At 67.9% G+C, this 20,984-nt stretch carries 20 protein-coding genes and 2 pseudogenes; 9 read left to right on the top strand and 13 right to left on the bottom strand.

The genetic code is table 11. The features are described from left to right. Window positions 1-83: 83 nt before the first annotated feature. Both D7X96_RS21490 and D7X96_RS21485 read left to right on the top strand, forming a co-directional pair. A pseudogene (locus D7X96_RS21490) lies at window positions 84-857 on the top strand (NADPH-dependent F420 reductase); the annotation flags it as partial. Window positions 858-902: 45 nt separating this feature from the next. Beyond that, window positions 903-1,427, top strand: coding sequence for a 2'-5' RNA ligase family protein (locus tag D7X96_RS21485; RefSeq protein ID WP_120548989.1), 525 nt, complete (start codon window positions 903-905; stop codon window positions 1,425-1,427). On the opposite strand, the gene D7X96_RS21480 is transcribed toward D7X96_RS21485, so the two are convergent. Further along, window positions 1,408-1,827, bottom strand: a complete 420-nt coding sequence (locus D7X96_RS21480; protein ID WP_120548990.1) for an arginine repressor — start codon at window positions 1,825-1,827, stop codon at window positions 1,408-1,410. The genes D7X96_RS21485 and D7X96_RS21480 overlap by 20 nt on opposite strands. Before the next feature lie 180 nt (window positions 1,828-2,007). Here D7X96_RS21480 and D7X96_RS21475 point away from each other — a divergent pair, with 180 nt between their 5' ends. From D7X96_RS21475 to argC, 7 genes are read left to right on the top strand one after another with little or no spacing between them, the layout of a single operon-like run. Then, on the top strand, window positions 2,008-3,018 hold the full coding sequence (locus tag D7X96_RS21475; protein ID WP_120548991.1) for an N-acetylornithine carbamoyltransferase: 1,011 nt from the start codon (window positions 2,008-2,010) through the stop codon (window positions 3,016-3,018). Window positions 3,019-3,071: 53 nt separating this feature from the next. Continuing rightward, window positions 3,072-3,998, top strand: a complete 927-nt coding sequence (argB, locus tag D7X96_RS21470; protein ID WP_120548992.1) for an acetylglutamate kinase — start codon at window positions 3,072-3,074, stop codon at window positions 3,996-3,998. Further along, window positions 3,995-5,056: a M20/M25/M40 family metallo-hydrolase gene (locus D7X96_RS21465; protein ID WP_121770593.1), complete on the top strand. Its 1,062-nt coding sequence runs from the start codon at window positions 3,995-3,997 to the stop codon at window positions 5,054-5,056. Before argB ends, D7X96_RS21465 begins: the two co-directional genes overlap by 4 nt. Continuing rightward, the gene (argH, locus tag D7X96_RS21460; RefSeq protein WP_208647351.1) at window positions 5,049-6,398 is read left to right on the top strand and encodes an argininosuccinate lyase; all 1,350 of its coding nucleotides are present in this window, start codon (window positions 5,049-5,051) and stop codon (window positions 6,396-6,398) included. Before D7X96_RS21465 ends, argH begins: the two co-directional genes overlap by 8 nt. A gap of 39 nt (window positions 6,399-6,437) precedes the next feature. Further along, on the top strand, window positions 6,438-7,625 hold the full coding sequence (gene argG / locus D7X96_RS21455) for an argininosuccinate synthase (protein WP_120548995.1): 1,188 nt from the start codon (window positions 6,438-6,440) through the stop codon (window positions 7,623-7,625). 4 nt (window positions 7,626-7,629) lie between these two features. Then, window positions 7,630-8,691, top strand: a complete 1,062-nt coding sequence (locus D7X96_RS21450; RefSeq protein ID WP_121770591.1) for a hypothetical protein — start codon at window positions 7,630-7,632, stop codon at window positions 8,689-8,691. Then, the gene (gene argC, locus D7X96_RS21445) at window positions 8,688-9,758 is read left to right on the top strand and encodes an N-acetyl-gamma-glutamyl-phosphate reductase (RefSeq protein WP_120548997.1); all 1,071 of its coding nucleotides are present in this window, start codon (window positions 8,688-8,690) and stop codon (window positions 9,756-9,758) included. The genes D7X96_RS21450 and argC overlap by 4 nt, the downstream gene beginning before the upstream one ends. A gap of 43 nt (window positions 9,759-9,801) precedes the next feature. Here argC and D7X96_RS21440 read toward each other — a convergent pair whose 3' ends face one another. The 12 genes and pseudogenes from D7X96_RS21440 to D7X96_RS21380 form a co-directional block, all read right to left on the bottom strand. Next, a complete protein-coding gene (locus D7X96_RS21440) occupies window positions 9,802-10,476 on the bottom strand; it encodes a hypothetical protein (protein WP_121770590.1) in 675 nt (224 codons plus the stop codon). Between the two features lie 22 nt (window positions 10,477-10,498). Next, window positions 10,499-11,299, bottom strand: a complete 801-nt coding sequence (gene truA / locus D7X96_RS21435) for a tRNA pseudouridine(38-40) synthase TruA (protein WP_121770589.1) — start codon at window positions 11,297-11,299, stop codon at window positions 10,499-10,501. 25 nt (window positions 11,300-11,324) lie between these two features. Next, window positions 11,325-12,545, bottom strand: coding sequence for a serine/threonine protein kinase (locus D7X96_RS21430; RefSeq protein ID WP_121722077.1), 1,221 nt, complete (start codon window positions 12,543-12,545; stop codon window positions 11,325-11,327). Window positions 12,546-12,578: 33 nt separating this feature from the next. Next, a complete protein-coding gene (locus D7X96_RS21425; RefSeq protein ID WP_121770588.1) occupies window positions 12,579-13,565 on the bottom strand; it encodes a class I SAM-dependent rRNA methyltransferase in 987 nt (328 codons plus the stop codon). 14 nt (window positions 13,566-13,579) lie between these two features. Then, a complete protein-coding gene (locus D7X96_RS21420) occupies window positions 13,580-14,908 on the bottom strand; it encodes an amidohydrolase family protein (RefSeq protein ID WP_121770587.1) in 1,329 nt (442 codons plus the stop codon). A gap of 127 nt (window positions 14,909-15,035) precedes the next feature. Further along, window positions 15,036-15,276, bottom strand: a pseudogene (locus D7X96_RS41990) (transposase); the annotation flags it as partial. A gap of 61 nt (window positions 15,277-15,337) precedes the next feature. Beyond that, the gene (locus D7X96_RS21410) at window positions 15,338-16,186 is read right to left on the bottom strand and encodes a tetratricopeptide repeat protein (protein ID WP_244219678.1); all 849 of its coding nucleotides are present in this window, start codon (window positions 16,184-16,186) and stop codon (window positions 15,338-15,340) included. A 714-nt stretch (window positions 16,187-16,900) separates the two neighbouring features. Further along, entirely contained in the window at window positions 16,901-17,146 is a 246-nt protein-coding gene (locus tag D7X96_RS21400; RefSeq protein ID WP_121770584.1) for a hypothetical protein, read from the bottom strand. Window positions 17,147-17,593: 447 nt separating this feature from the next. Further along, window positions 17,594-18,340, bottom strand: coding sequence for a hypothetical protein (locus D7X96_RS39620; RefSeq protein ID WP_147468364.1), 747 nt, complete (start codon window positions 18,338-18,340; stop codon window positions 17,594-17,596). Window positions 18,341-18,347: 7 nt separating this feature from the next. After that, window positions 18,348-18,917, bottom strand: coding sequence for a hypothetical protein (locus tag D7X96_RS21395; protein WP_147468363.1), 570 nt, complete (start codon window positions 18,915-18,917; stop codon window positions 18,348-18,350). A gap of 377 nt (window positions 18,918-19,294) precedes the next feature. Then, window positions 19,295-19,768: an outer membrane protein assembly factor BamE gene (locus D7X96_RS21390; RefSeq protein WP_147468362.1), complete on the bottom strand. Its 474-nt coding sequence runs from the start codon at window positions 19,766-19,768 to the stop codon at window positions 19,295-19,297. An 806-nt stretch (window positions 19,769-20,574) separates the two neighbouring features. After that, window positions 20,575-20,904 carry a hypothetical protein gene (locus D7X96_RS21380; protein ID WP_147468361.1) on the bottom strand — a complete coding sequence of 110 codons (330 nt, stop codon included), beginning with the start codon at window positions 20,902-20,904 and terminating at the stop codon, window positions 20,575-20,577. Window positions 20,905-20,984 lie beyond the last annotated feature (80 nt).

The raw sequence follows: 20,984 nt of genomic DNA, 5'->3' as shown, positions 1-20,984 counted from the left end.
AATGCTAGCGAAGGGGGCGAGGCAGGCGGAAGCCCCCGGAAGCACGGGCACGCCCGGCCCCCTGCCAGGAAACCCGCCAGGTTCCGCGCATCGCGGAAAGAGGTCGTGCATCCGACCGGCGCTTGCGGTCGTGGACCAACTTCCCGGAAGAGGACGGCATGAAGATCGGAATCATTGGCGCGGGTTTCATTGGCGGAACCCTGGCGAAGCGGTGGACGCAGCTGGGCCATGAGGTGTTCATCGCGAACTCACGCGGACCGGACAGCCTGCGCGACGTGGCGAAGGAGACGGGCGCGAAGGCCGTCACCGTCCAGGAGGCCGCGAAGGCGGGCGAGGTCGTCGTCGTGACCATCCCGCAGAAGGCGGTCCCGGACCTGCCCAAGGGCCTCTTCGCGGACGTGCCGAAGGACGTCGTCGTCATCGACACGGGCAACTACTACCCCGTGCGCGACGGCAGCATCCCGGAGCTGGAGAAGGGCACGGTGGAGAGCGAGTGGGTCTCGAAGCTCATCGGCCGCCCCGTCATCAAGGCCTTCAACAACATCTACTCCCAGAGCCTCGCGGAGAAGGGCAAGCCCAAGGGCACGCCCGGACGCGTGGCGCTGCCCATCGCGGGGGATCCGCCCGAGCACCGCGCGAAGGTGCTCAAGCTCGTGGAGGAGCTGGGCTTCGACGCCATCGACGCGGGCAGCCTCGCGGACTCCTGGCGCCAGCAGCCCGGCACGCCGGTCTACACGCACGACTTCGACGCCGCGGGCGTGAAGAAGGCCCTCGCCGAGGCCGAGCGCGGCCGCCTGCCCGAGTACCGCAAGAAGGCCGACGACTCGCTGAAGGCCTTCTTCGCGTCCCAGAAGTAGGCCCCTCTTGTAGTCATGGGGCTTCGGACGGAAGGTGTGCGCCGCATGGCCGCCCTCTCCGAAGCCCCACTGCTCGTCACCGCGGAGCTGGAGCCGGAGGCGTTCGCGCGCCTGGACAGCCTGCGGCGGCGCTACTTCCCGCCCGAGCGCAACCTCATCCCGGCGCACGTCTCCCTCTTCCATCACCTGCCCGCGTCGCAGCAGGACGCCGTGGAGGCCGCGCTGGAGGTCGTCACGGAGCGCCCTGCCCCCGGCTTGCGCTTCACGAAGCTGCGGGGCCTGGGACGCGGCATGGCGGTGGACGTGGACGCGCCGGGCCTCTCGCCCGTGCACCGCGAGCTGTCGCGCGCGTTCTCGGAATGGCTCACGCCGCAGGACCGGCAGCCCTTCCGTCCCCACGTCACGCTGATGAACAAGGCCACCGTGGACGAAGCGAAGGCAGCGCTCGCGGAGCTGGGCTCGGGCTGGTCCGCGTTCGACTCGCATACTCCCGCGCTGCTGCTCTGGCGCTACCTCGGCGGCCCGTGGGAGTCCGTGCGCCGCTTCCCGTTCACGGGCCGCGCTGGATGAGCTCCTCCACCGCCTCGCGCACGTCCCGCAGGTAGGACGGGTCCTTCACCGCGATGAAGATGGTGTCGTCGCCCGCCACCGTGCCCGCCAGGCCCTCCACCTCCTCGCGGTCCAGCGCCAGCCCGAAAATCTGCGCGTAGCCGGGCGCCGTCTTCAGCACCAGCATGTTGGGCGGCGCTTCGATGATCGTCACACGCGGCGCGAGCGGCACCGGCGCCACCGGCGGCTCGGCGCGCTGATAGCGCCCGTTCACCTTCTGCACGCTCAGCTTCTTCAGCCGCCGCGACAGCGTGGACTGGCTGGGCGTGTGCCCGGCCTCTTCCAGCAACGACTGCAGGACGAACTGATCCGGCACGTCCTGCTGGGAGATGAGCTGAAGGATGGCGTCGTCCAGGTTCATTCACGTTCACCATGCATGCGGCTGAATACGCACGCAAGGCGCATGAAAAATCCCAGTGAATGTTCTTGCGCGCTGCGCCGTTCTGCATAATATCCGCGCCTCCTCAGCGAATATGCATGAATTCAAGTGCATATTCAGCAGTCCCCATCCATCCGGCGCGGCCGGGGGAGCACGAAGCCCATGAAGCATGTCACCCGCATCCAGGACCTGGGCCCGGAAGGCGTCGAGGCGGTCCTCTCGCAGGCGGCCGCGTGGAAGCAGAAGGACCCGGGGGCCATCTTCCCGGGGAAGCTCTTGGGCATGGTGTTCTTCAACCCGTCGCTGCGCACGCGCACGTCCTTCGAGGCCGTGATGCTGCGCGCGGGCGGGCACGCCATCGTGCTCGACGTGGGCTCCGGCGTGTGGAAGCTGGAGGACCGCCCCGGCGCGGTGATGAACGCGGACCGTGCGGAGCACATCAAGGAGGCCTCGCCCGTCCTGTCGCGCTTCGTGGACATGCTCGGCATCCGCACCTTCTCCCAGGGTGGCGGTGACGAGGAGGACGAGGCCGACCCCGTCATCAACGCCTTCCGCAAGTGGGCCACCGTTCCGGTGGTGAGCATGGAGTCCGCGCGCGAGCACCCCTGCCAGGGCCTGGCGGACGCGCTGACGCTGCGCGAGACGTTCGGCACCACGAAGAAGCTGCCGGTGACGCTCACCTGGGCGCCGCACATCAAGCCGCTGCCCAAGGCGGTGCCCAACTCGTTCCTGCTGTCCGCGGCGGCCGCGGGCTGCGAGGTGCGCGTGGCGCATCCGCCGGGCTTCGACCTGCACCCGGCCGTGCGCGCGGAGGCGGAGGCGTACGCCAGGGCCACCGGCGGCAGCATCACGTACACGCACGACCAGGACGAGGCGCTGGTGGGCAGCCGCGCCGTGTACGCGAAGTCCTGGGGCCCCACCGCGCAGACGGCGAGCACGCCCACGGACGTGGCGGCGCTGCTCGCGTCGTACTCGGGCTGGATGCCCACGCGCCGGCACATGGCGAAGGCCGCGAAGGACGCGGCGTTCCTGCACTGCCTGCCCGTGCGCCGCAACGTGGAGGTCGCTGACGAGGTGCTGGACCACTCGAGCAGCCGCGTCGTGGACGAGGCGGGCAACCGCTACCACGTGCAGCGCGCCCTCCTGGCCTGGATGCGCGGCGGCGGCTTCTGACCGCCCGCCGCCCTACCCTTCTTCGTCCCCTTTCGACTTTCTAGAGGTCCACCGTGCCCCTGTCTCCCGATCCGTACGCCGCCCTTCGCAACGCGGCGAAGTACGTGAAGCAGTTCCGCAGCAAGACCTTCGTGGTGAAGCTCGGCGGCGCCGTGCTGACGGACCCGCGCACGCGCAAGACCGCGTGCGAGCAGATCGCCCTCCTGTGGGCCTTCTCCATCCGCCCCGTGGTGGTGCACGGCGGCGGCCCGGAGCTGGACGCGCTCTGTGACGCCCTGCACCTGCCCATTGAAAAGGTGGCCGGCCGCCGCATCACCTCCGCGCCCGTGCTGGACGCGGCGAAGATGGTGCTGGCGGGCAAGCTGCACACGGATCTGCTCGCGGACCTCCAGGCCGCGGGCGTGCCCGCGGTGGGCCTGTCCGGCGTGGACGCGGGCCTGATCAAAGCGCGCAAGCGTCCGCCCGTGCTGGTGACGGAGCCCGGCGAGACTCAAGGGCGGATGGTGGACTACGGCCTCGTGGGCGACATCGAGTCCGTGGACACGCGCGTCGTGGAGCACCTGCGAAGCGCGGACTACGTGCCCGTCATCGCCCCGCTGTCGGGCGGCCAGGACGGCGCCGTCTACAACACCAACGCGGACACGGTGGCGGCGGCCCTGGCGGCGGCGCTGCATGCGGAGAAGCTCTTCTTCATGGTGGAGGTGCCGGGGCTCCTCAAGGACGTCTCCGACCCGTCGTCGCTGATCTCCCTGGCCACGCTGTCGGACCTGGCCTCGCTGGAGGCCGAGGGCCGGCTCACGGGCGGCATGCGTCCCAAGGCACACGCCATGCGCCACGCGCTGGTGGGCGGCGTGGGCAGCGTGCACCTGGTGAGCGGCAAGCAGTCCGATGCCCTGCTGGAGGAGGTCTTCACCAACGAGGGCAGCGGCACCATGGTCGTGCGCGAGCACGCGGTGAAGCACGGCGAGGCCAAGGGTTGAACCCCGCCGAGCTGCTCACCGCGCTGGTCGCCACGCCCAGCGTCTCCGGCGACGAGGCCCGCATCGCGGACCTCGTCGCGGGCCATGCGGAGTCCTGGGGTGCCCGCGTGCACCGCCAGGGCCACAACGTGTGGTTCAGCGTGGGCAGCGGGCCGAAGCGCCTGCTCGTGAACTCGCACCTGGACACGGTGAAGCCGTGCGCCGGGTGGACCACGGAGCCGCACGAGGCCGTGTGGAAGGACGACACGCTCTACGGCCTGGGCGCCAACGACGCCAAGGGCTGCGTCACCGCCATGCTCCTCACCGCGAAGGCGCTCCTCGATGAAGGCGCGCCTTCCGGTGTCGAGTACGTCTTCGCGCTCACCGCCGAGGAGGAGACGGGCGGCAAGGGGCTGGGGCCGCTGCTCTCCACGCTGGGGCCGCTGGACGCCGCCATCGTGGGAGAGCCCACGTCGCTCAAGCCCTGCACGGCGCAGCGGGGCATGTTGCTGCTGCGCTGCGTGGCGCACGGCAAGAGCGGCCACGTGGCGCACGCGCACGTAGGAGGGCTGGACAACGCCATCCTCAAGGCGGCCCGGGACATCCAGGCCGTGTCCGCGCTGCGCTTCCCCGCGCACCCGTTGTTGGGTGAGGCGCGGGCACAGGTGACGCAGGTGTCCGGAGGCCTGGCGCGCAACCAGGTGCCGGACCGGTGCGAGTTCTTCGTGGACCTGCGCACCACGCCGGGCATGGACCACGCGAAGGTGGCGGAGGACATCGGCAAGGCGCTGGAGAGCGAGGTGGTGGTGCACTCCGCGCGCTACCTGCCCAAGGGCACGGACGCGTCACACCCGCTGGTGCGCGCGGCGGTGGTGGCGTCGGGCCAGGACACGGTGGGCTCCAGCACCACGTCCGACTGGGCGTTCCTGGGCGACCTCCCGGCGGTGAAGGTGGGCCCGGGCGACACGCTGCGGAGCCACCAGGCGAACGAGTACCTCACGCGGGCGGAGCTGGAAGCGGGGCTCGCGTTCTATCGACGACTGCTGCACGGCTATGCCGGGGAGGTGTCGCGTGGCTGAGACATTGTGGGGCAAGGGCCAGCCGCTGGACGCGGCCATCCACGCCTTCACCGTGGGCGACGACCCGGTGGTGGACCTGTCGCTCGTCCCGCACGACGCGCTGGGCAGCGCCGCGCACGCGCGCATGCTCGCGCACGTGGGGCTGCTCGCTCCGGAGGCCGCCGCGTCGCTCGTGAGCGCCCTGCACGCGCTGCACGACGAGGCGAGAGCGGGCCGCTTCACCATCCGCCCGGAGCAGGAGGACGGCCACACCGCGCTGGAGGCCGCGCTCGTGGAGCGCACCGGCGAGGCGGGCAAGCGCATCCACCTGGCGCGCTCGCGAAACGACCAGGTGCTGCTGGCCCTGCGCCTCTTCATGCGCGAGGAACTGCTCGCGCTGGGCGCGCGCACGGCGGAGCTGGCGGGAACGTTCCTCGACTTCGCTGAAGCGAATGCGGACCTGCCCCTGCCCGGCTACACGCACCTGCGCCGCGCGATGCCGTCCACGTTCGGCCTGTGGGGCATGGCCTTCGCCGAAGGACTGCTGGAGGAGCTGGAGGCGCTGAAGGGCGTGTGGGGGCGGCTCGACCGCTGCCCGCTGGGCGCGGCCGCGGGCTTTGGTGTTCCGCTGCCCATCGACCGTGAATATGTCGCGCGGCTCCTCGGTTTTAGTCGGGTTCAACGCAGCCCCATCGACGCGCAGGACAGTCGGGGGCGGCATGAAGCGGCGCTGCTCACCTGGGCGTGCTCGGTGGCGGGCACTCTGGAGAAGTGGCTTTGGGACGTGCAGCTCTACAGCATGGACGAGTTCGGCTTCCTGGCCCTGCCGGATGCCTTCACGACCGGCTCGTCCATCATGCCGCAGAAGAAGAACCCGGACGTGGTGGAGCTGGCCCGGGGCCGCTGCCGCGAGCTGCGCGGCCTGGCGCACCAGGTGGAGGCGGTGGCCGGCGGGCTTCCCTCCAGCTACCACCGTGACTTCCAGCTGCTGAAGCGCCCCACCCTCCAGGCCCTCACCAGCGCGAAGGCGCTCTTGGAGGTCCTGGCGCGGCTGGTGCCCGCGCTGAAGGTGAACGCCCAGAAGGCGCGCGCGGCGTGCGACGACACGCTCTACGCCGCGCACCACGCCTACGCGCTCGTGGCCCAGGGGCAGCCCTTCCGCGACGCGTACCGCGAGGTGGGCCGTCAGCTCAACGAAGGCACCTTCCAGCCGGACCGCGGCGCGCTGACGGCCACCCACCTGGGTGGCGCCGGCAACCTGGGCCTCGCCACCGCGCGCGAGGAACTGGCGGACGCGCGCGACTGGCTCACGCGCACCCATGCACAGCAGGCACAGGCCGCTTCGCGCGTCTGGGCCCCCTGAACCCTTCCTCACCCCTTTCGCAGCAACAGGAGTCCGAAGATGAGCAAGAAGTCCGTGGTGCTGGCGTTCTCCGGTGGCCTCGATACCGCCTTCTGCACGGTGTACCTGCGCGAGCAGGGCTGGGACGTCACCACCGTCACCGTGGACACGGGCGGCTTCCCGCCCGAGCAGCTGGAGCGCATCCAGGCCCTGTCCCAGAAGCTGGGCGCGGTGGCGCACCACACGGTGGACGCGCGCGACACCCTGTTCCAGGGCTACCTGCGCTTCCTCATCGCCGGCAACGTGCTGCGCGGCCAGCTCTACCCCCTGAGCGTCTCCGCCGAGCGCGCCTGCCAGGCCGTGGAGGCGGTGCGCATGGCGGAGAAGCTGGGCGTGCAGGCCGTGGCCCACGGCAGCACCGGCGCCGGCAATGATCAGGTCCGCTTCGACGTGGCCTTCCGCACGCTCGCGCCGCAGCTGCAGCTCATCACCCCCATCCGTGACCTGGCGCTCTCCCGTCAGCAGGAGATCTCCTTCCTCGCGGAGCGCGGCTTCCACCTGCCGGCGAAGACGGGCACGTACTCCGTCAACGAGGGCATGTGGGGCACGTCCGTGGGCGGCCGCGAGACGCTGGACTCGTGGAGCACGCTGCCGGAGGCGGCCTTCCCCGGTGGAGAGATCCCCACCGACCTGAAGCCTCGGCCGCTCGTCATCTCCTTCGACAAGGGCGTGCCGGTGGCGCTCGACGGCAAGGCGATGTCCGCGGTGGACGTGGTGGAGAAGCTCAACGCCCTGGGGCGTCCGTACGGCATTGGCCGGGGCGTGCACCTGGGCGACACCATCCTGGGCATCAAGGGCCGCGTGGGCTTCGAGGCCCCGGCGGCGCACCTGCTCATCGCGTCGCACCGCGAGCTGGAGAAGCTGGTGCTGTCGGGCAAGCAGCTCTTCTGGAAGGAGACGGTGGGCAACCTGTACGGGTCGCTGCTCCACGAGGGGCACTTCTTCGACCCGCTGGTGAAGGACCTGGAGGCGTTCCTCGCCTCCTCGCAGGACCGCGTGACGGGCGAGGTGAAGCTGGTGCTCACCCCGCGCGCCCACGTCGTGGAAGGCGTGCGTTCGCCGCACTCGCTGATGGACGCGAAGGTGGCGACGTACGGAGAGGCCAACGTGTTGTGGACGGGGACGGAAGCGGCGGGGTTCGCCAAGCTCTACGGCGTCGCGCAGATGCTCTCGCAGAAAGCGAAGTGACGACATGAAGATCCACGTCGACAAGGTCGGAAGTGTCACCCGCAACCTCCAGGTGGGGCGCACCGTGCACCTCACGGACGAGGTGAAGTGCGAAGAGGGCGCCGTCATCGCGGTGCGCATCCACGGGGAGAAGAGCGTCTACAACCAGCTGGAGGACGTGAACGGCCGGCTCGTCACGCTCCACGCGGGCGACATCGTCGTGGGCGCGCTGGGCCACCGCAACGCGCTGCACGGGTACGAGGGCATCGTCCCTGCGTCCGTTTCCGTAGGCGACAAGCTCCACATCCTCAACATGGGCGGCGTCATCGGGAAGTGCACCTCGCACAACCCGGGCGTGGGCGCGCCCTTCGAGGCGGAGGTGCTGGGCCAGGTCCTCACCTTCCCGGAGTTCCAGTCGCGCGCGGGCCAGCACGCGCACATCTCCACCGGCGCGCTCAAGGGCACGTCGAAGGCGGTGACGTGCCCCGTGGTCTACGTCGTGGGCACCTGCATGAACGCGGGCAAGACGTACGCGGCCAGCGTGGTGGTGCGGAAGCTGGCGCAGGCGGGCTACCGCGTGGGCGGCGCGAAGCTCACGGGCGTGTCGCTGATGCGCGACACCCTGTCCATGCAGGACAGCGGCGCGGACGTGGTGATGGACTTCACGGACGCGGGCATCGTGTGCACCGGCGCGCGCACGGCGTCCAAGGTGGCGCGCATCGTCTTCTCGGAGATGGCGGCCCAGGACGTGGACGTCATCGTCGCGGAGACGGGTGACGGCATCATGGGCGAGTACGGCGTGCAGGCCATCCTGGCGGACCCGGAGCTCAAGTCGCTGGGCGGCGCGTTCATCCTGTGCGCGAACGACCCGGTGGGCGCGGCCGGCGGCGTGCGGCACCTGCGCGAGGTGTACGGCATCGAGATGGACATGGTGGCAGGGCCCGCCACGGACAACGCGGTGGGCGTGCGCTTCGTGGAGCAGGTGGTGGGGCTGCCCGCTCGCAACGCGCGCGCGGATCCGAACGCCCTGGGGAATCTCATCGTGGAGAAGCTCGCGCCCAAGCTGGGGGCGGGGAGGAAGTCATGACGTCGCCTGCGCACATCTACATCCTGGGGGCCTCCGGTTTCGGCGGAGGCGAGCTGTTGCGGCTGCTCGCGGGCCATCCCGGCAACGCCGGCATCCGCGTGGTGTCCCGGCACCACGCGGGTTCGCCCATCCACAAGGTGCACCCGCACCTGCGCGGCCTGGTGGACGGCCGCTTCGAGGCGGAGCCGGACTGGCGCTGGCTGGCGGACTCGCCGCGCCCGGTGGTGTTCAGCGCGCTGGGGCACGGCGACCTGGCGTCGCAGTTCGCCGGGATGGAGAAGCAGTGGGCGGACGCCGGCCTCACGGACCGGCTGCTGCTCGTGGACCTGTCGTCCGACTTCCGCCTGGACCACCCGGGCCGGTACGCGGGCGCCTACGGCCGGCCGCACCCGTCCCCGGACCTGCTGGGCACGTTCACCTACGGCCTCACGGAGTGGAAGCGCGAGCAGGTGAAGACGGCGAAGCGCATCGCCAACCCGGGCTGCTTCGCGACGGCGGTGCAGCTGGCGCTGCTGCCCATCGCGGCCACGAAGGGGCTGGGGCTCCTGGCGGTGTCGGGCGTGACGGGCTCGTCCGGCTCCGGCTCGCTGCCGGGCGAGGGGACGCACCACCCGACGCGCGCGCACGACTTCCGCGCGTACAAGCCGCTGGAGCACCAGCACGAGGCGGAGGTGGAGGTGATGCTGGTGGCGCACGGCTCGCAGCGGCACCGGCTGGCCTTCGTGCCGCACTCGGCGCCCATGGTGCGCGGCATCTTCGCCACGGTGCAGTTCGAGTGGCCGGAGCACGGCGGCGCGGTGGTGACGCAGTCGCTGACGGAGACGTACCGCCGCTACTACGAGGGCTCGAAGTTCGTGCGCATCGTGGAGGGCACGCCGCGCGTGGCGGCCGTGACGGGCAGCAACTTCTGCGACATCTCCGTGGCGACGAAGGGCCGCTCCGTGGCGGTGATGGCGGCGCTGGACAACCTGGTGAAGGGCATGGCCGGCCAGGCCGTGCAGAACTTCAACGTGGCCTTGGGCTTCCCCGAGGACACCGGCCTGCGCCAGGCGGCCTGCTACCCGTAGTCCGTTGAACCCGAGGCGGCTTCGGCGCGAAGCCGGGGCCGCCTCAAGCCGCGGGCGTCTTCATGTCGCCCGAAGGCGGAGTGCCCTCCCCGTCCCGGTTCGCCTCACCCGACGGCGCGGGCGCATCGGTGGAGGCCGGTGCCGGAGCTTCAGTGCCAGCGCCACCCTCGCGCTGCTCCAGGCGTGCACCGGCGGCTTCGGCGGCCTTGAGGAACTCGTCGTACTCCGACTTGCGCGCCTCGGCCTTGGCCTGGGCCGCGGTGGAGCCCCGTTCCGCGGCGGCACGGCCCGCGCGGATGGCCCGGGCGGTCAGGAGGATGCCGCCCATGAAGGCCAGGATGCGCAGCGCCGACGCGACACCCCAGTCCGAGGTGAGGCCGTCCATGCCGTCGCGCACGAAGTTGAGGGCGACGACGAACAGGCCCCCGGACACCGCCGCTCCCACGGCCGAGGTCCACGTGCGCAGCGCGATGACGCGGGCGGCGAGGTAGCTGAGCACCGGCAGCACGCCGAGCACCCACAGGTTCTCCAGCACCACCGCCACCGGGATGCGCACGAAGTCGGACGGCAGCGCGTTCACCCGCGCGTGCAGGCGCAGCACCAGCGACACGCTGAGCATGGCCCCCAGCACCAGCGACAGGAAGCCCAGTCCCACGATGAACTGGAAGCGGCGGACGCGGACGCGCAGGGGTTCGAGGGCACTGGGTTTGGAGCTCACGGCCCGAAAGCCTATCGCACTCTCACCCTTCGTCCTCTTCCCCGACAGCCGTGTCGCCCGCCGGGCGAGGAGGCGGGCCGTCCCCGTAGAAGACCTCCTCCATCACCAGCCCCTGCGGAGGCGCGGTGGCCCCGGCCTGCTTGCGGTCGCGCGAAGCCAGCACCTGGGCCACCCAGGCCTCGGGGCGGCGGCCCTTGCCCACCTCCACCAGCGTCCCCACCAGGTTGCGCACCATGTGCTTGAGGAACGCGGTGCCCTCCACCACGAAGGCCACGGTGTCGCCGGAGGCTCCCTCCACGCGCACCTGCCGGAGTTCGCGCACCGCGTGCTTCGCCTGGCAGTCCGCGGCGCGGAACGCGGAGAAGTCGTGCCGGCCGATGAGGGCCTGGGACGCACGGCGCATGGCCTCCACGTCCAGCGGGGCGAACAGCTCCCAGTGCGTCGTGCGCAAGAGCGGTGAGCGCGTGCGCCGGTTGCTGACCCGGTAGCGGTAGCGCTTGCCGCGAGACCAGCGGCGCGGATCGAACTCCGCCGCCACCTCCTCCGCGGCCACCACCGCGATGTCCGGCGGGAGGATGCTGTTGAGCCCCATGGTGTACGCCTTCATGGGCAGCACGCGGGCCGTGTCGAAGCAGGCCACCTGCCCCGTCGCATGGACGCCCGCGTCGGTGCGGCCAGCGGAGGCCACGAACACGCGCGGCTCGCCCAGCAGCTTCTGGAGCGCGTCCTGGAGCGTGGACTGGATGGACGGGCCATTGGGCTGCACCTGCCAGCCCACGTACCGGGTGCCTTCGTATTCGAGCGTCAGCTTCAGCCGGGGCATGGGCAACGCGAGCCAAGGCACGCCATCAGCGCGACTTCAGCCATCCCTCCAGCACGTCCGCCGCCAGCTTCGCCAGGGACACGTTCGCCTTGCGGGCCTGGGCCTCCAGCTTCTCGTACATCGCGGAGTCCAGGGTCAGCGCGAGCAGACGCGGCTCGGTGGCGGGGAGGTCGTCCATGCGCATGGCCTCCGTGGGCGGGCCGTCCACGTAGGCCGCCACCGCGGACACCTCCAGCGCCATCTCCGACGTGGGCGCGGAGGACTGGCGCGTGGACAGGCGCTTCAATTCCTGCGGGCGCTCGTCCTCGAAGAGCTGCTTGACGAAGTTGGCCAGGTGCAGCGCCGAGGGCGTGAAGTCGTAGGACTCCAGGAAGGCGTCCAGGTCGCGCTGCATCTCCAGCGCCGTGTGGTAGCGGCGCTCGCGGTCGCGGGCGAGCGCGCGCATCAGGATGGCCTCCACGCGCTCCGGCAGGTCCTCGCGGAAGTACGACGGCGCGTAGATCTTCGCCTCGGTGATGCTGCGCATGACGGCGACGTCGGACTCACCGGTGAAGAGCTTGAAGCCGGTGAGCCACTCGTAGAGGACGGTGCCCAGCGAGAAGATGTCGCTGCGACAGTCCAGCGGCCGGCCCAGACACTGCTCCGGGGAGAGGTAGCTGAGCTTGCCCTTGATCTCACCCGAGCGCGTCTCCTCCACCTGGTTGGCGGCCTTGGCGATGCCGAAGTCCAGCACCTTCACCGAGCCATCGAACGCGACGACGATGTTCTCCGGCGTGACGTCGCGGTGGACGATGTTGAGCGGGTTGCCGTAGCGGTCCTTCTTCGTGTGCGCGTAGTGCAGGCCCGCGCAGACGCAGGAGGCAATCTTGAGCGCGTACACCATGGGGAAGGGAATCCCCAGGGCCTCGGCTTTGGGCACGACCCGGCGCATGTCGCGGCCGGACACGTACTCCATGGCGATGAAGTAGCTGTCGACGATCTTCCCCAGGTCGTGGATCTGCACGATGTTGGGGTGATTGAGCTGGGCAGCCAGGCGCGCCTCGTTGAGGAACATCTTCACGAAGGCGGCGTGCTTGGACAGATGCGGCCGGATGCGCTTGATGACGATGGGCGTCTCATCGCCGCTGGCATCCAGCTGGTGCGCGAGGAAGATCTCCGCCATGCCCCCCACGGCGATCCGATCGATGAGCCGGTAGTTGCCGAAACGGAACGCATCGCGCGGGGGCGAGGAGGCGGCGGGAGCCATGGAGGCAATCTAGCCGCGCCCCACCCGGAGGCGCTAACGAAGTTGGACGACGAGCACCTTGAGTGCCGGTTCCTCACCAGCGAGCGCCGGAAAGTCGACTCCCGAGGGACCAAGCGACCCGACCGTCTTCCCGGTCCTGCCCGCCCGCGTCACGCCCTCCAGCACCATGGTCTCGAACCGGCGCGAGGGCAGTCCCGCCAGGTTGCAGCAGGCAACCAGACGGCCCTTGGGGGCCACGACCTTCGCGGCGGCCTCGGCCAGCCGGGCGTAGTCGCGAGCGGCGGAGAAGCGGGTCGTCTTGGTGGTGGAGAACGAAGGAGGGTCGGCGACCACGACGTCGAAGGACTCCCCCTTCTTCGCGAGCCGCCCGAGCCAATCGAAGACATCGCCAGCCACGTAGTCATAGCGATCCACGGATTGCCCGTTGAGGCGCGCGTTTTCCTCGCCCCATTCGAGCACGCGGCGGCTGGCGTCCATGTTGAGCACGCGCTTCGCGCCCCCGGCAGTCGCGAAGACGCCAAATGCACAGGTGTAGGCGAAGAGGTTGAGGACGGTGAGCCCAGAGGCCTGGGACTGGAGCCACGCGCGGGTGTCGCGCATGTCCAGGTAGAGGCCGACGGAGAGCCCCTGCCCGGGACGGATGTGGAAGGACAGGCCGTTCTCCCGAGCAACGAAGTCTTCCACGGGCTCACCGCGAGCCGCGGTCTCCGGAGCCAGCGCGTCCTTCGCCACGTTGGCGAGCACGCGGGCCTCACGGGGACGGCGCTTCAGGTAGACGCTGCGAGGAGTCCACGCGGAGACAGCGGCGTCGAGCAGCGTGGTTTCTTCGGAGTCAGTGAGGTCGCGGTAGAGGCTGACCACGACGACGTCACCGAAGATGTCCGCCGTCACGTCGGGAACGCCATCCGCGGCGCCGTTGAGGAGGCGGAAGGCGGAGGTGGCGGAGTCCGAGAGCAGCGGACCCCGGCGGGCGCGGGAAGCGCGAAGCAGGTCCACGAGGCGGGGAGGCAGGGCACTCACGCGCCCCTTCTACCCTACGAACCCAGTCGTGCGCGGGACCAGACGCGAGCAAGCGCGGAGGCGGCGTCTCGAGCCAGGTCCACGAAGTCGCTGCCCAGGAGCTGCCCTTCGCGGACACAGACGCGGCCATCGACGATGGTCCAGGCCACGCGGGCGGCGGTGAGCTGGCCCAGAAGGAACGGCGAGTAGCCGGTCTCCGGGTCGGCGGCGGGGATGGCGTCGTAGACGACGAGGTCCGCGATGCTGCCCTCCTCCACGCCGCCCGAAGGCTTGCCGAACAGGCGGGTGCACAGCTCCGCCGGGCCACTGACGAACAAGTGCGCCAGCGAGTCATCCAGGTCCGGCATGCGCCCGGAGCGAGCCAGGGACAGCATGCTGACAAGCGCCCCAGCCAGCTCCTCCTGGAGGGTGCCATGGCCACCAGTGCCCAGGCCCACGAGGTGGAGACTGGACAGCGCACCGTCCGCGGACTCAGCGGCCCGGTCCATCGACCGGGTAGCGCGAGGAGTCAGGGCGATGAAGGTGCCGGAAGCGGCGAGCCGTTCGGACTCGGAGCGCTCCACGGCGCGAGGGTAGCCAGCGATGGCGTGGGGGCCCAGGAGGCCCAGAGCGTCCAGGCGAGGAACGACCCGGCGGCCATGCGTGGCGTAGGTGGTGGAGAGGTCGTCCTCGTTCTCCGCGATGTGGAAGACGACGAACGCATTCAGCTCCTCGCGATGCCGCGCGATGCGGGTCAGGAGCGGATCTTCACAGGTGTACGACGCATGGAAGCCCAGAGCGCCACGGACGCGAGGGTGCTCCCGGTAGCGGCGGACGAAGTCGGCGTTGGCATCCGCCTGGGCATCAGCGACGGCGGCCCCATCCAGGCTGTGCGTGGAGTGGGACGTGACGAGGCGAAGACCCAGCGAGTTCGCGGCACGGGCCTGGGCCTCCAGGCCACCGGCGACGTCGGTGGGACACGACAGGTGGTCCACGACGAGGGACACGCCATCCAGCAGCGCCCGGGCGGCGGCGAAGCGGGTGAGGATCTCCACGTCCTCGGCGGTGAGGAGGTTCGCCACGCCGCGCATACGCTCCAGGCGCGAGCGGGGCTGGCGCAGGAGGAAGTCGCCATTGGGGGGCAGGAGCTGCCCGTTGACCATGTGAGAGTGACAGTCGACGAGGCCGGGAGCGACGAGCCGGCCGCGACAGGCCACCTCCCAGTCACCGGGGAGCACGGGCACCTCGGCGTCCGGAGCGACGCGGCGGATGATGCCCTCTTCGACCACGACGGCCATGCCATGGCGGACGCGACCATCCGCCCGGAACACGGCACAGTTCTTCAGAAGCAGTCGGCCTTCCATGGACCTTCCCGTTTTAGCACGGGGTGGGTGGCGGATGAACCCCGTCCCTATTGAGAGTCCCCAAGGGGCGGATCCATGCAGGGCGCGGGCTTCTCCTCACGTCCCCGAAAGCGCATCTAGGGCAGTTCTCTTTGCGCAGCCGCGCAAGTTCCTCGCGCTCGGCCGTCGTCAGCGCTCCCGGCTTGCCCTGGCCCCGGTCCGCCCGGGCCCGTTCCACCCAGGTGCGTAGGGCCGTCGCGGTGAGGTCCAGGTCCCTCGCCATCTGGCCCACCATCTTGTCTTCTTCCAGCACCAACCGGACAACCCTCCACCTTGAACTCGGCAGTGAAGCGACGGCGCTTCCTTCTCTGCTTCGTCTCCGTGGACATCCTTGGCCCCCTTCATCACATCTCAGATGTCCACGGAACTGGGACAGGCACAGACCTCTCGCTACGGCTCGACGCCAAGTGCCTTCAGACAGGCTGCGGCTCGAGGATGCCCTGCGTCCGCGGCCAGCCTGTAATACCGCGCCGCGCGGGCTTTGGACCTGGGCACTCCGTCACCTTCCGCATAAATCTGCCCCAGGCTGAAAAAGCCGCTAACGTGACCTTGCTTCGCGGCTTCCTGGTACCAGCGAATCGCGCCCAGAACGTCCCGAGCGCCTTCGACGCCATTGAGACTCATCCAGCCCAAAACACATTGAGCTTCGGCGTCCCCCGCAGCCGCGCCCTTTTTGTATAGCTGAATCGCCTTTCTCAAATTCCGCGTGACGCCGCGCCCGCGCTCGTAAGCATTCGCAAGATTATAAAGCGCAGCAATGTCTCCGTTGCGCGCCAACTGTCGATAGAGCGCGACGGCTTCCTTCCATTTTTTCCTGCTCCGGCTGAAGTAAAGCAGGTCGGCAAGATTTCCCTTGGCCGGTGGGAAGCCAAGAGCCACCGCGCGTCGGTACCAGCGCTCGGCGAGTCGTTTGTTAATAATTCCTCCCCGACCCTTGCCGTAAAACACCCCCAGGTTGAAGACAGCAACATCGTCGCCCAGTCGAGCGGCCTTCCTCATCCACTTGAGAGCCTGTTTCACGTCCTTGCGGACTCCATCTCCATACACGAGATGGAGCCCCGCATTTGTCATGGCCTCTACTCTTCCAGCGCGTGCTGCCACCAAATAGGCATGAAACAGACCTTCACGCGAGGCCTCGGCATCCTGCTCAAGATTCCAAGCCTGATCCATCGCCGCAACCTTGAGCGGCTCGACGGAACTCTTCTTCTGGCGGCTTACTTGTCTTTTTTTCCGTTCCACCAATCGTCGAATCCAGGAGGCTTGGGTTTGATGATTTTCTTCCCCGTCTGCGGATGCCTGAACTGCACCTTGGTGGGATCTCCCGGTACAGGTCTCATGTGCTTGAACTCGTCAGCGGAACCCCTGGGATTGCCAGCCCAGTTTCGCTCTTCTCCCGCCATTGGGCAAGCGTTCGGAGGTGCTGGCGGATTCATCACCGGATCGTCCACTGAACTGCCCGGCCAGGAGATGGTGCATGCTCCCGGATGCGTCGCACAATAGGCAATGATGCCCACCGCGACCGTTCCCACCGCAGCGCCAATGATCGCGCCGACGGGTCCACCCACGACGGCGCTGGACGATTCGATCGGACACCTTGCGAGCAGCGAAGAAGCAACCATAACCAACCAGAAGGAACAACCACCCACAGAGCGCAACCTCCGCGAGCATGTCCGCCAAAGGCGGATCCCCAGGGAAAGGATGCGAATCCGCCGACGAGATTCCGGCAAGGCCCAAGCCAGTCAGGACAACCGCGACGCCCACCGACGGCACGAAGCCACACACCAATCCAACGATTCCCAACCGTGGGAGCCAGCGGAGAGACACGCTCATTCTTGGGTTTGGCGCTCGAAGCGCCACCTCTCAGGCAAGAGGCGCAGGAGAGACACCATGACCAGCGGCCCCAGGTACGCTCCCACGAAGATCCAGACAATCTGAACGAATCGCATGACCGTCCTACGGAATGGGCATCCCCTGCTTGAGCAGTGACCAAGCAGCGGGTGCAATGGGCTCGCCTACGAGTTCATACGTCTCATGCTTCTGCTGCGCGGGAACAACGCCCAGTTCCCTGAAGAATCGCTCATTCCCCCAGACGGCGCCAAATCCCTCATGGCTGCAGGCGAACAGCTTCAGCCTGGGGCCCTCGAACAACTGGAGGTCATCCCACCCGTCAAAATCCTTCCAGATGTTCTCGTCGTTCAACGGCAGGCGCACGCTCCAGCAAGGCGTCAAGGCGTTGCTGTTTGTCCAACTGCAGGCACCACGCCCCCGCTACCTCGAGGACTTCTCTTCTCACGGAAGCCATGACCGTCATCCGAGCAGCGGATTCACGAACAGACCTGATTCCGATTGTTCCCGGCTGCCATCCGCGAACTCCACATCGACAGTTCTCCGTCCGCATTCGCCCGTCCCTGACAGACGACACGGCCGTGAAGTGGGACGCTCTCAAAAGAACACGGTTCGCCAGGGAACCGTGGTGCATTCCCAATGAAGCCCTCTTGAATCCTCCGGGCTCGCATCCGGCTGGGCACGACACCAAACCAACCCAGCCCCCCGTCCGTTCAGCAGCCGAACCGGGACGGGTGCCCTCCAGCAGCGCACCCGTCCCTGTTGGCAACCTGTCACACGTCAAATCCCTGGAGCCCAGACTCACAAGGGGGCGCAGGCGTCCTGGCCCTTGAAATTCTTCACCTTCGCCCGACATGACAGCTTCTGCTGGACATCCGCTTTCACACACCGGACCAAGATCGCTTGCATGATGCGGTGGGTTTCAGCTCGCACCACCTCAAGCTCGCCAGGCGTAAAGCGTCCGTCGCTCGGAACAAGGCTCTGAGCAAAGACGTCCAGCCTTGCTTTGCCATTTTCATCACGGAGAACCACGGTGAGTTCCTCACGACGATTTTCGGTCGAGCCGTTGCTCAAGCTCCAACGTCCACTCCCAGCCGAACTCTGGCGTCCGCCCGATGAATCAGCCAGTGCGGCCTCGACACACTCCGAATAGATCGGAGCATCTACCTCGACAGTCCTGAAGAATCCTTCTGACTCATCACAGCTCGCCAGAAGCAACACCAAGGGCATCAACCGAAGTTGCCACTTCATGGCCAGTGCCAACCTGGGGGCGGGGCGAACGGAACAGACGGGTTCGACATGGGCCCCCACTCCCTTTCTGCGTTCAAAGAGCCACCGCCAAGCCCAGACTGCGGCGACTGCGCCCAATCCCAGGGACAGCAACCAGAACACCGCGATTCCGGGCAGAGATGCCTCCTGCCCCAATGGAATCTCCAGCACGTCCCGCGAACGCAACCACCTTTCAGGCCAGAGGCGCAGAAGAGACACCATGACCAGCGGCCCCAGGTACGCTCCCACGAAGATCCAGACAATCTGAACGAATCGCATGACCGTCCTACAGAGTGGGCTTTCCCTGCATGAGCAGTGACCAGGCAGCGGGTGCCATGGGTTCGCCGACCAGTTCATACGTCTCATGCTTTTGCCGCGCGGGGGCAATCCCCAGGTCCCGGAAGAATCGCTCATTTCCCCAGACGGCGCCAAATCCCTCATGGCTGCAGACGAACAGCTTCAGCCGGGGGCCCTCGAATAACTGGAGATCGTCCCACCCGTCGAAATCCCTCCAGACGTTCTCGTCGTTCAACGGCAGGCGCACACCGCCATTTGTCCGGCATCTCACCCACAAATTGCCGGAGCCCCCCGTCGTCGTCCCAGGCCACGACGAGACCCACCGCGACTCCACCGCAGCCACCCGGATCCGCTCGAAGTCACGCTGAAGGCGCTTCAACTCCGGAGTGGGCACGACGACATCCGCACCGTCGACCCGCATCCTCCCGCGCCGGATGAGCGCGAAGTGCGTCGATGATCGCCACGCACGCTCCAACACGGCGTCAAGCTGCTGCGTCCTGTCCAACTGCAGGCAGAACTCCCCAGCCACTTCCAGGACTTCTCTTCTCACGGAAGCCATGACCTTGCTCCTCTGCGTGCAGCGGAGGCCCTTGTGTCCCCGGAGGACCGTTGAGGGCTGTCACATCTCCGAGGCACGGATGCAGTGTCCGGGAAGCGCCGCGGCTCGGCCATCCGCTGTCCGCACGCAGCTCCACCCCTCGGGACAAGAACCATCCCGCGCCGGGTCACAGACAAGCTCACAGGTAAACCCCGCGTCAAGGTGAGCGAAATTCGTGCGGCCGGCACATACGAGGCCATTCCCACAGCTTCCCTCAGGGAGACACTCCGTTCCAATCCGCTCAAGCACGGTCGCAGGGACTTCTCTGGAGCCAGCATCTCGCTTGCAGCCCATGTGCACGCCAGGCAGGACGAACAGCAGCGCCGAAACAACGAGCCTCATGGTCCCTCCGTACCTCCCGCAGATGGCAGGAAGTCGTCGTGGTCGGCCCTGTCGATGATGCGCTCAGGGGTCCGTAGGTAGAGCAGCTCCTTATCGACACCCCAGAAGGTCTTTAGTTCCACCACGACCGCGGAGACACGTTCCGCCTCGAAAGTGACGAAGACCCGCGGATACTGCCGAACCTTGGGAACCGGCTTCGCGTAGTCCCAGGAGAGTCTTCCCGAGGCACTCACCTTCCGAGCCAGGGGCGGGCCCAGACGTTGAATCACCTCTGCTTCGGACATCCCCGGGGACACGGAGCGGACCTTCTCCGCGCTGAGTCCTGGCGCCAGATGGCTGCCTGACCAGGGAAAGCCGAAGAGGGCGTAGAACAACACCGCGCCCGTCGACACCAGCCCCAGGAAGAGCCGGTCCCACCAGGCCTGAGGCCTCCCCAGCAAGGCATGGAAAGGAACGGGCGCCTCTGGCATGTCCTTCCGACCCATTTCTCGGTGCGCAGGCCATGCTCACCGCTGCTTCATGTGCGGGTGACACTCTACGAAATCAACTGTCCCTACCCGCAGACATTGTTTGGAAAGTGGCTTCCTACTCCGCTGCACGTCAATCCTCGCGGACAATCCCGGCCACCGTCAGCAGCGCTTCCACAGCGGATTTCACACGTCCGCATGAGGCCATGAGGCGGCGCGCGACCTGTGTGCCACTCGAAGCACACCTGCCCCGCTGAACATCGACCGTCGGACATGCAGTCCCGATGAAGTCCCTTCAACTCTTGCCCGGCTTCAACTTCAGACTGAGAACGACAAGAAACAACCGCGACCAGCGCACAGACTCCAAGAAGCACTTTCATCCTTCGCTCCTCGCTCCAGTCCCCAAGGCGCAGTGGCGGCAATCAGTCCCTCTGAAAATTGACTCCACCGTCCGCGCTCACGGTGACGACGCCTCGCAATCCGAGCAGCGGGTTCACGAACTCACCGGTTTCCAACTGGACCTTGCCGCCATCCGTGAACTCAAGGTCGACGGCCAGGTCGCCGTCCGCATTCGCCCGTCCCTGACAGACGACACGGCCATGGACCGGGACCCTCTCAAACGTACATGCCTCGCCAGGAATCCGAGCCGTCAAGACACGGAGCTCCCTCCCGGCTTCATTCACGAGGACAAGTCGCGTTCTTCCGCTCACATAGGAGGCAAGCGCAATAAACACCACGAAGACCAGCAGGCATCCCGCGAGAGTCCACACCACGCTCCTGTTGATGACCCACCTCCCGCTCGCAAGCCGTTACTTCACGTAGGGGGCAACGCCGCTGATCCAACTCAACGCGAAAGAGGCAATCCCCAGCACCTGGATGCAGCTCCACAGCCGCACGTCGAGGTCGTCGTAGGTCAAAGCCCGTGAGACACGAATCAGCCAGGCACGCCGCCCCAGTTCGAACACCGTGCAGGCCAGCCACGCAGCCCAGAGAATCCAGTACAGCGGTCCACCGATGAGTGGGCGGCCCCAGGTCACAAAAGCGTGGACAGAAATAATCCCGAGCGTGACCGCCGTCAGGATCAGCCACTCCTTGTATGAATCTGGAGCCAATGAAGCGACCGGTCGTCCCCGCGGCATTCGTTCCACCTCCGTCAGCGTGAATCACCCCTGGGCCTGCCCCCACTCCGCCTCCCGCCTGGCAGGCAGGGTGGCTCGGG

The sequence above is a fragment of the Corallococcus interemptor genome (genome assembly GCF_003668875.1).
GTDB lineage: Bacteria > Myxococcota > Myxococcia > Myxococcales > Myxococcaceae > Corallococcus > Corallococcus interemptor.
This window is presented reverse-complemented; position numbering and strand designations above follow the sequence as displayed.

What these genes read in the sequence shown, in the direction of transcription:
- D7X96_RS39620 (WP_147468364.1), bottom strand. Translation starts at nt 18,340, where the DNA reads ATGCGATTCGTTCAGATTGTCTGGATCTTCGTGGGAGCGTACCTGGGG.
- argC (WP_120548997.1), top strand. Translation starts at nt 8,688, where the DNA reads ATGACGTCGCCTGCGCACATCTACATCCTGGGGGCCTCCGGTTTCGGC.
- D7X96_RS21390 (WP_147468362.1), bottom strand. Translation starts at nt 19,768, where the DNA reads ATGCCAGAGGCGCCCGTTCCTTTCCATGCCTTGCTGGGGAGGCCTCAG.
- D7X96_RS21380 (WP_147468361.1), bottom strand. Translation starts at nt 20,904, where the DNA reads ATGCCGCGGGGACGACCGGTCGCTTCATTGGCTCCAGATTCATACAAG.
- D7X96_RS21430 (WP_121722077.1), bottom strand. Translation starts at nt 12,545, where the DNA reads ATGGCTCCCGCCGCCTCCTCGCCCCCGCGCGATGCGTTCCGTTTCGGC.
- argG (WP_120548995.1), top strand. Translation starts at nt 6,438, where the DNA reads ATGAGCAAGAAGTCCGTGGTGCTGGCGTTCTCCGGTGGCCTCGATACC.
- D7X96_RS21480 (WP_120548990.1), bottom strand. Translation starts at nt 1,827, where the DNA reads ATGAACCTGGACGACGCCATCCTTCAGCTCATCTCCCAGCAGGACGTG.
- truA (WP_121770589.1), bottom strand. Translation starts at nt 11,299, where the DNA reads ATGCCCCGGCTGAAGCTGACGCTCGAATACGAAGGCACCCGGTACGTG.
- D7X96_RS21485 (WP_120548989.1), top strand. Translation starts at nt 903, where the DNA reads ATGGCCGCCCTCTCCGAAGCCCCACTGCTCGTCACCGCGGAGCTGGAG.
- D7X96_RS21450 (WP_121770591.1), top strand. Translation starts at nt 7,630, where the DNA reads ATGAAGATCCACGTCGACAAGGTCGGAAGTGTCACCCGCAACCTCCAG.
- D7X96_RS21420 (WP_121770587.1), bottom strand. Translation starts at nt 14,908, where the DNA reads ATGGAAGGCCGACTGCTTCTGAAGAACTGTGCCGTGTTCCGGGCGGAT.
- D7X96_RS21475 (WP_120548991.1), top strand. Translation starts at nt 2,008, where the DNA reads ATGAAGCATGTCACCCGCATCCAGGACCTGGGCCCGGAAGGCGTCGAG.
- D7X96_RS21395 (WP_147468363.1), bottom strand. Translation starts at nt 18,917, where the DNA reads ATGGCTTCCGTGAGAAGAGAAGTCCTGGAAGTGGCTGGGGAGTTCTGC.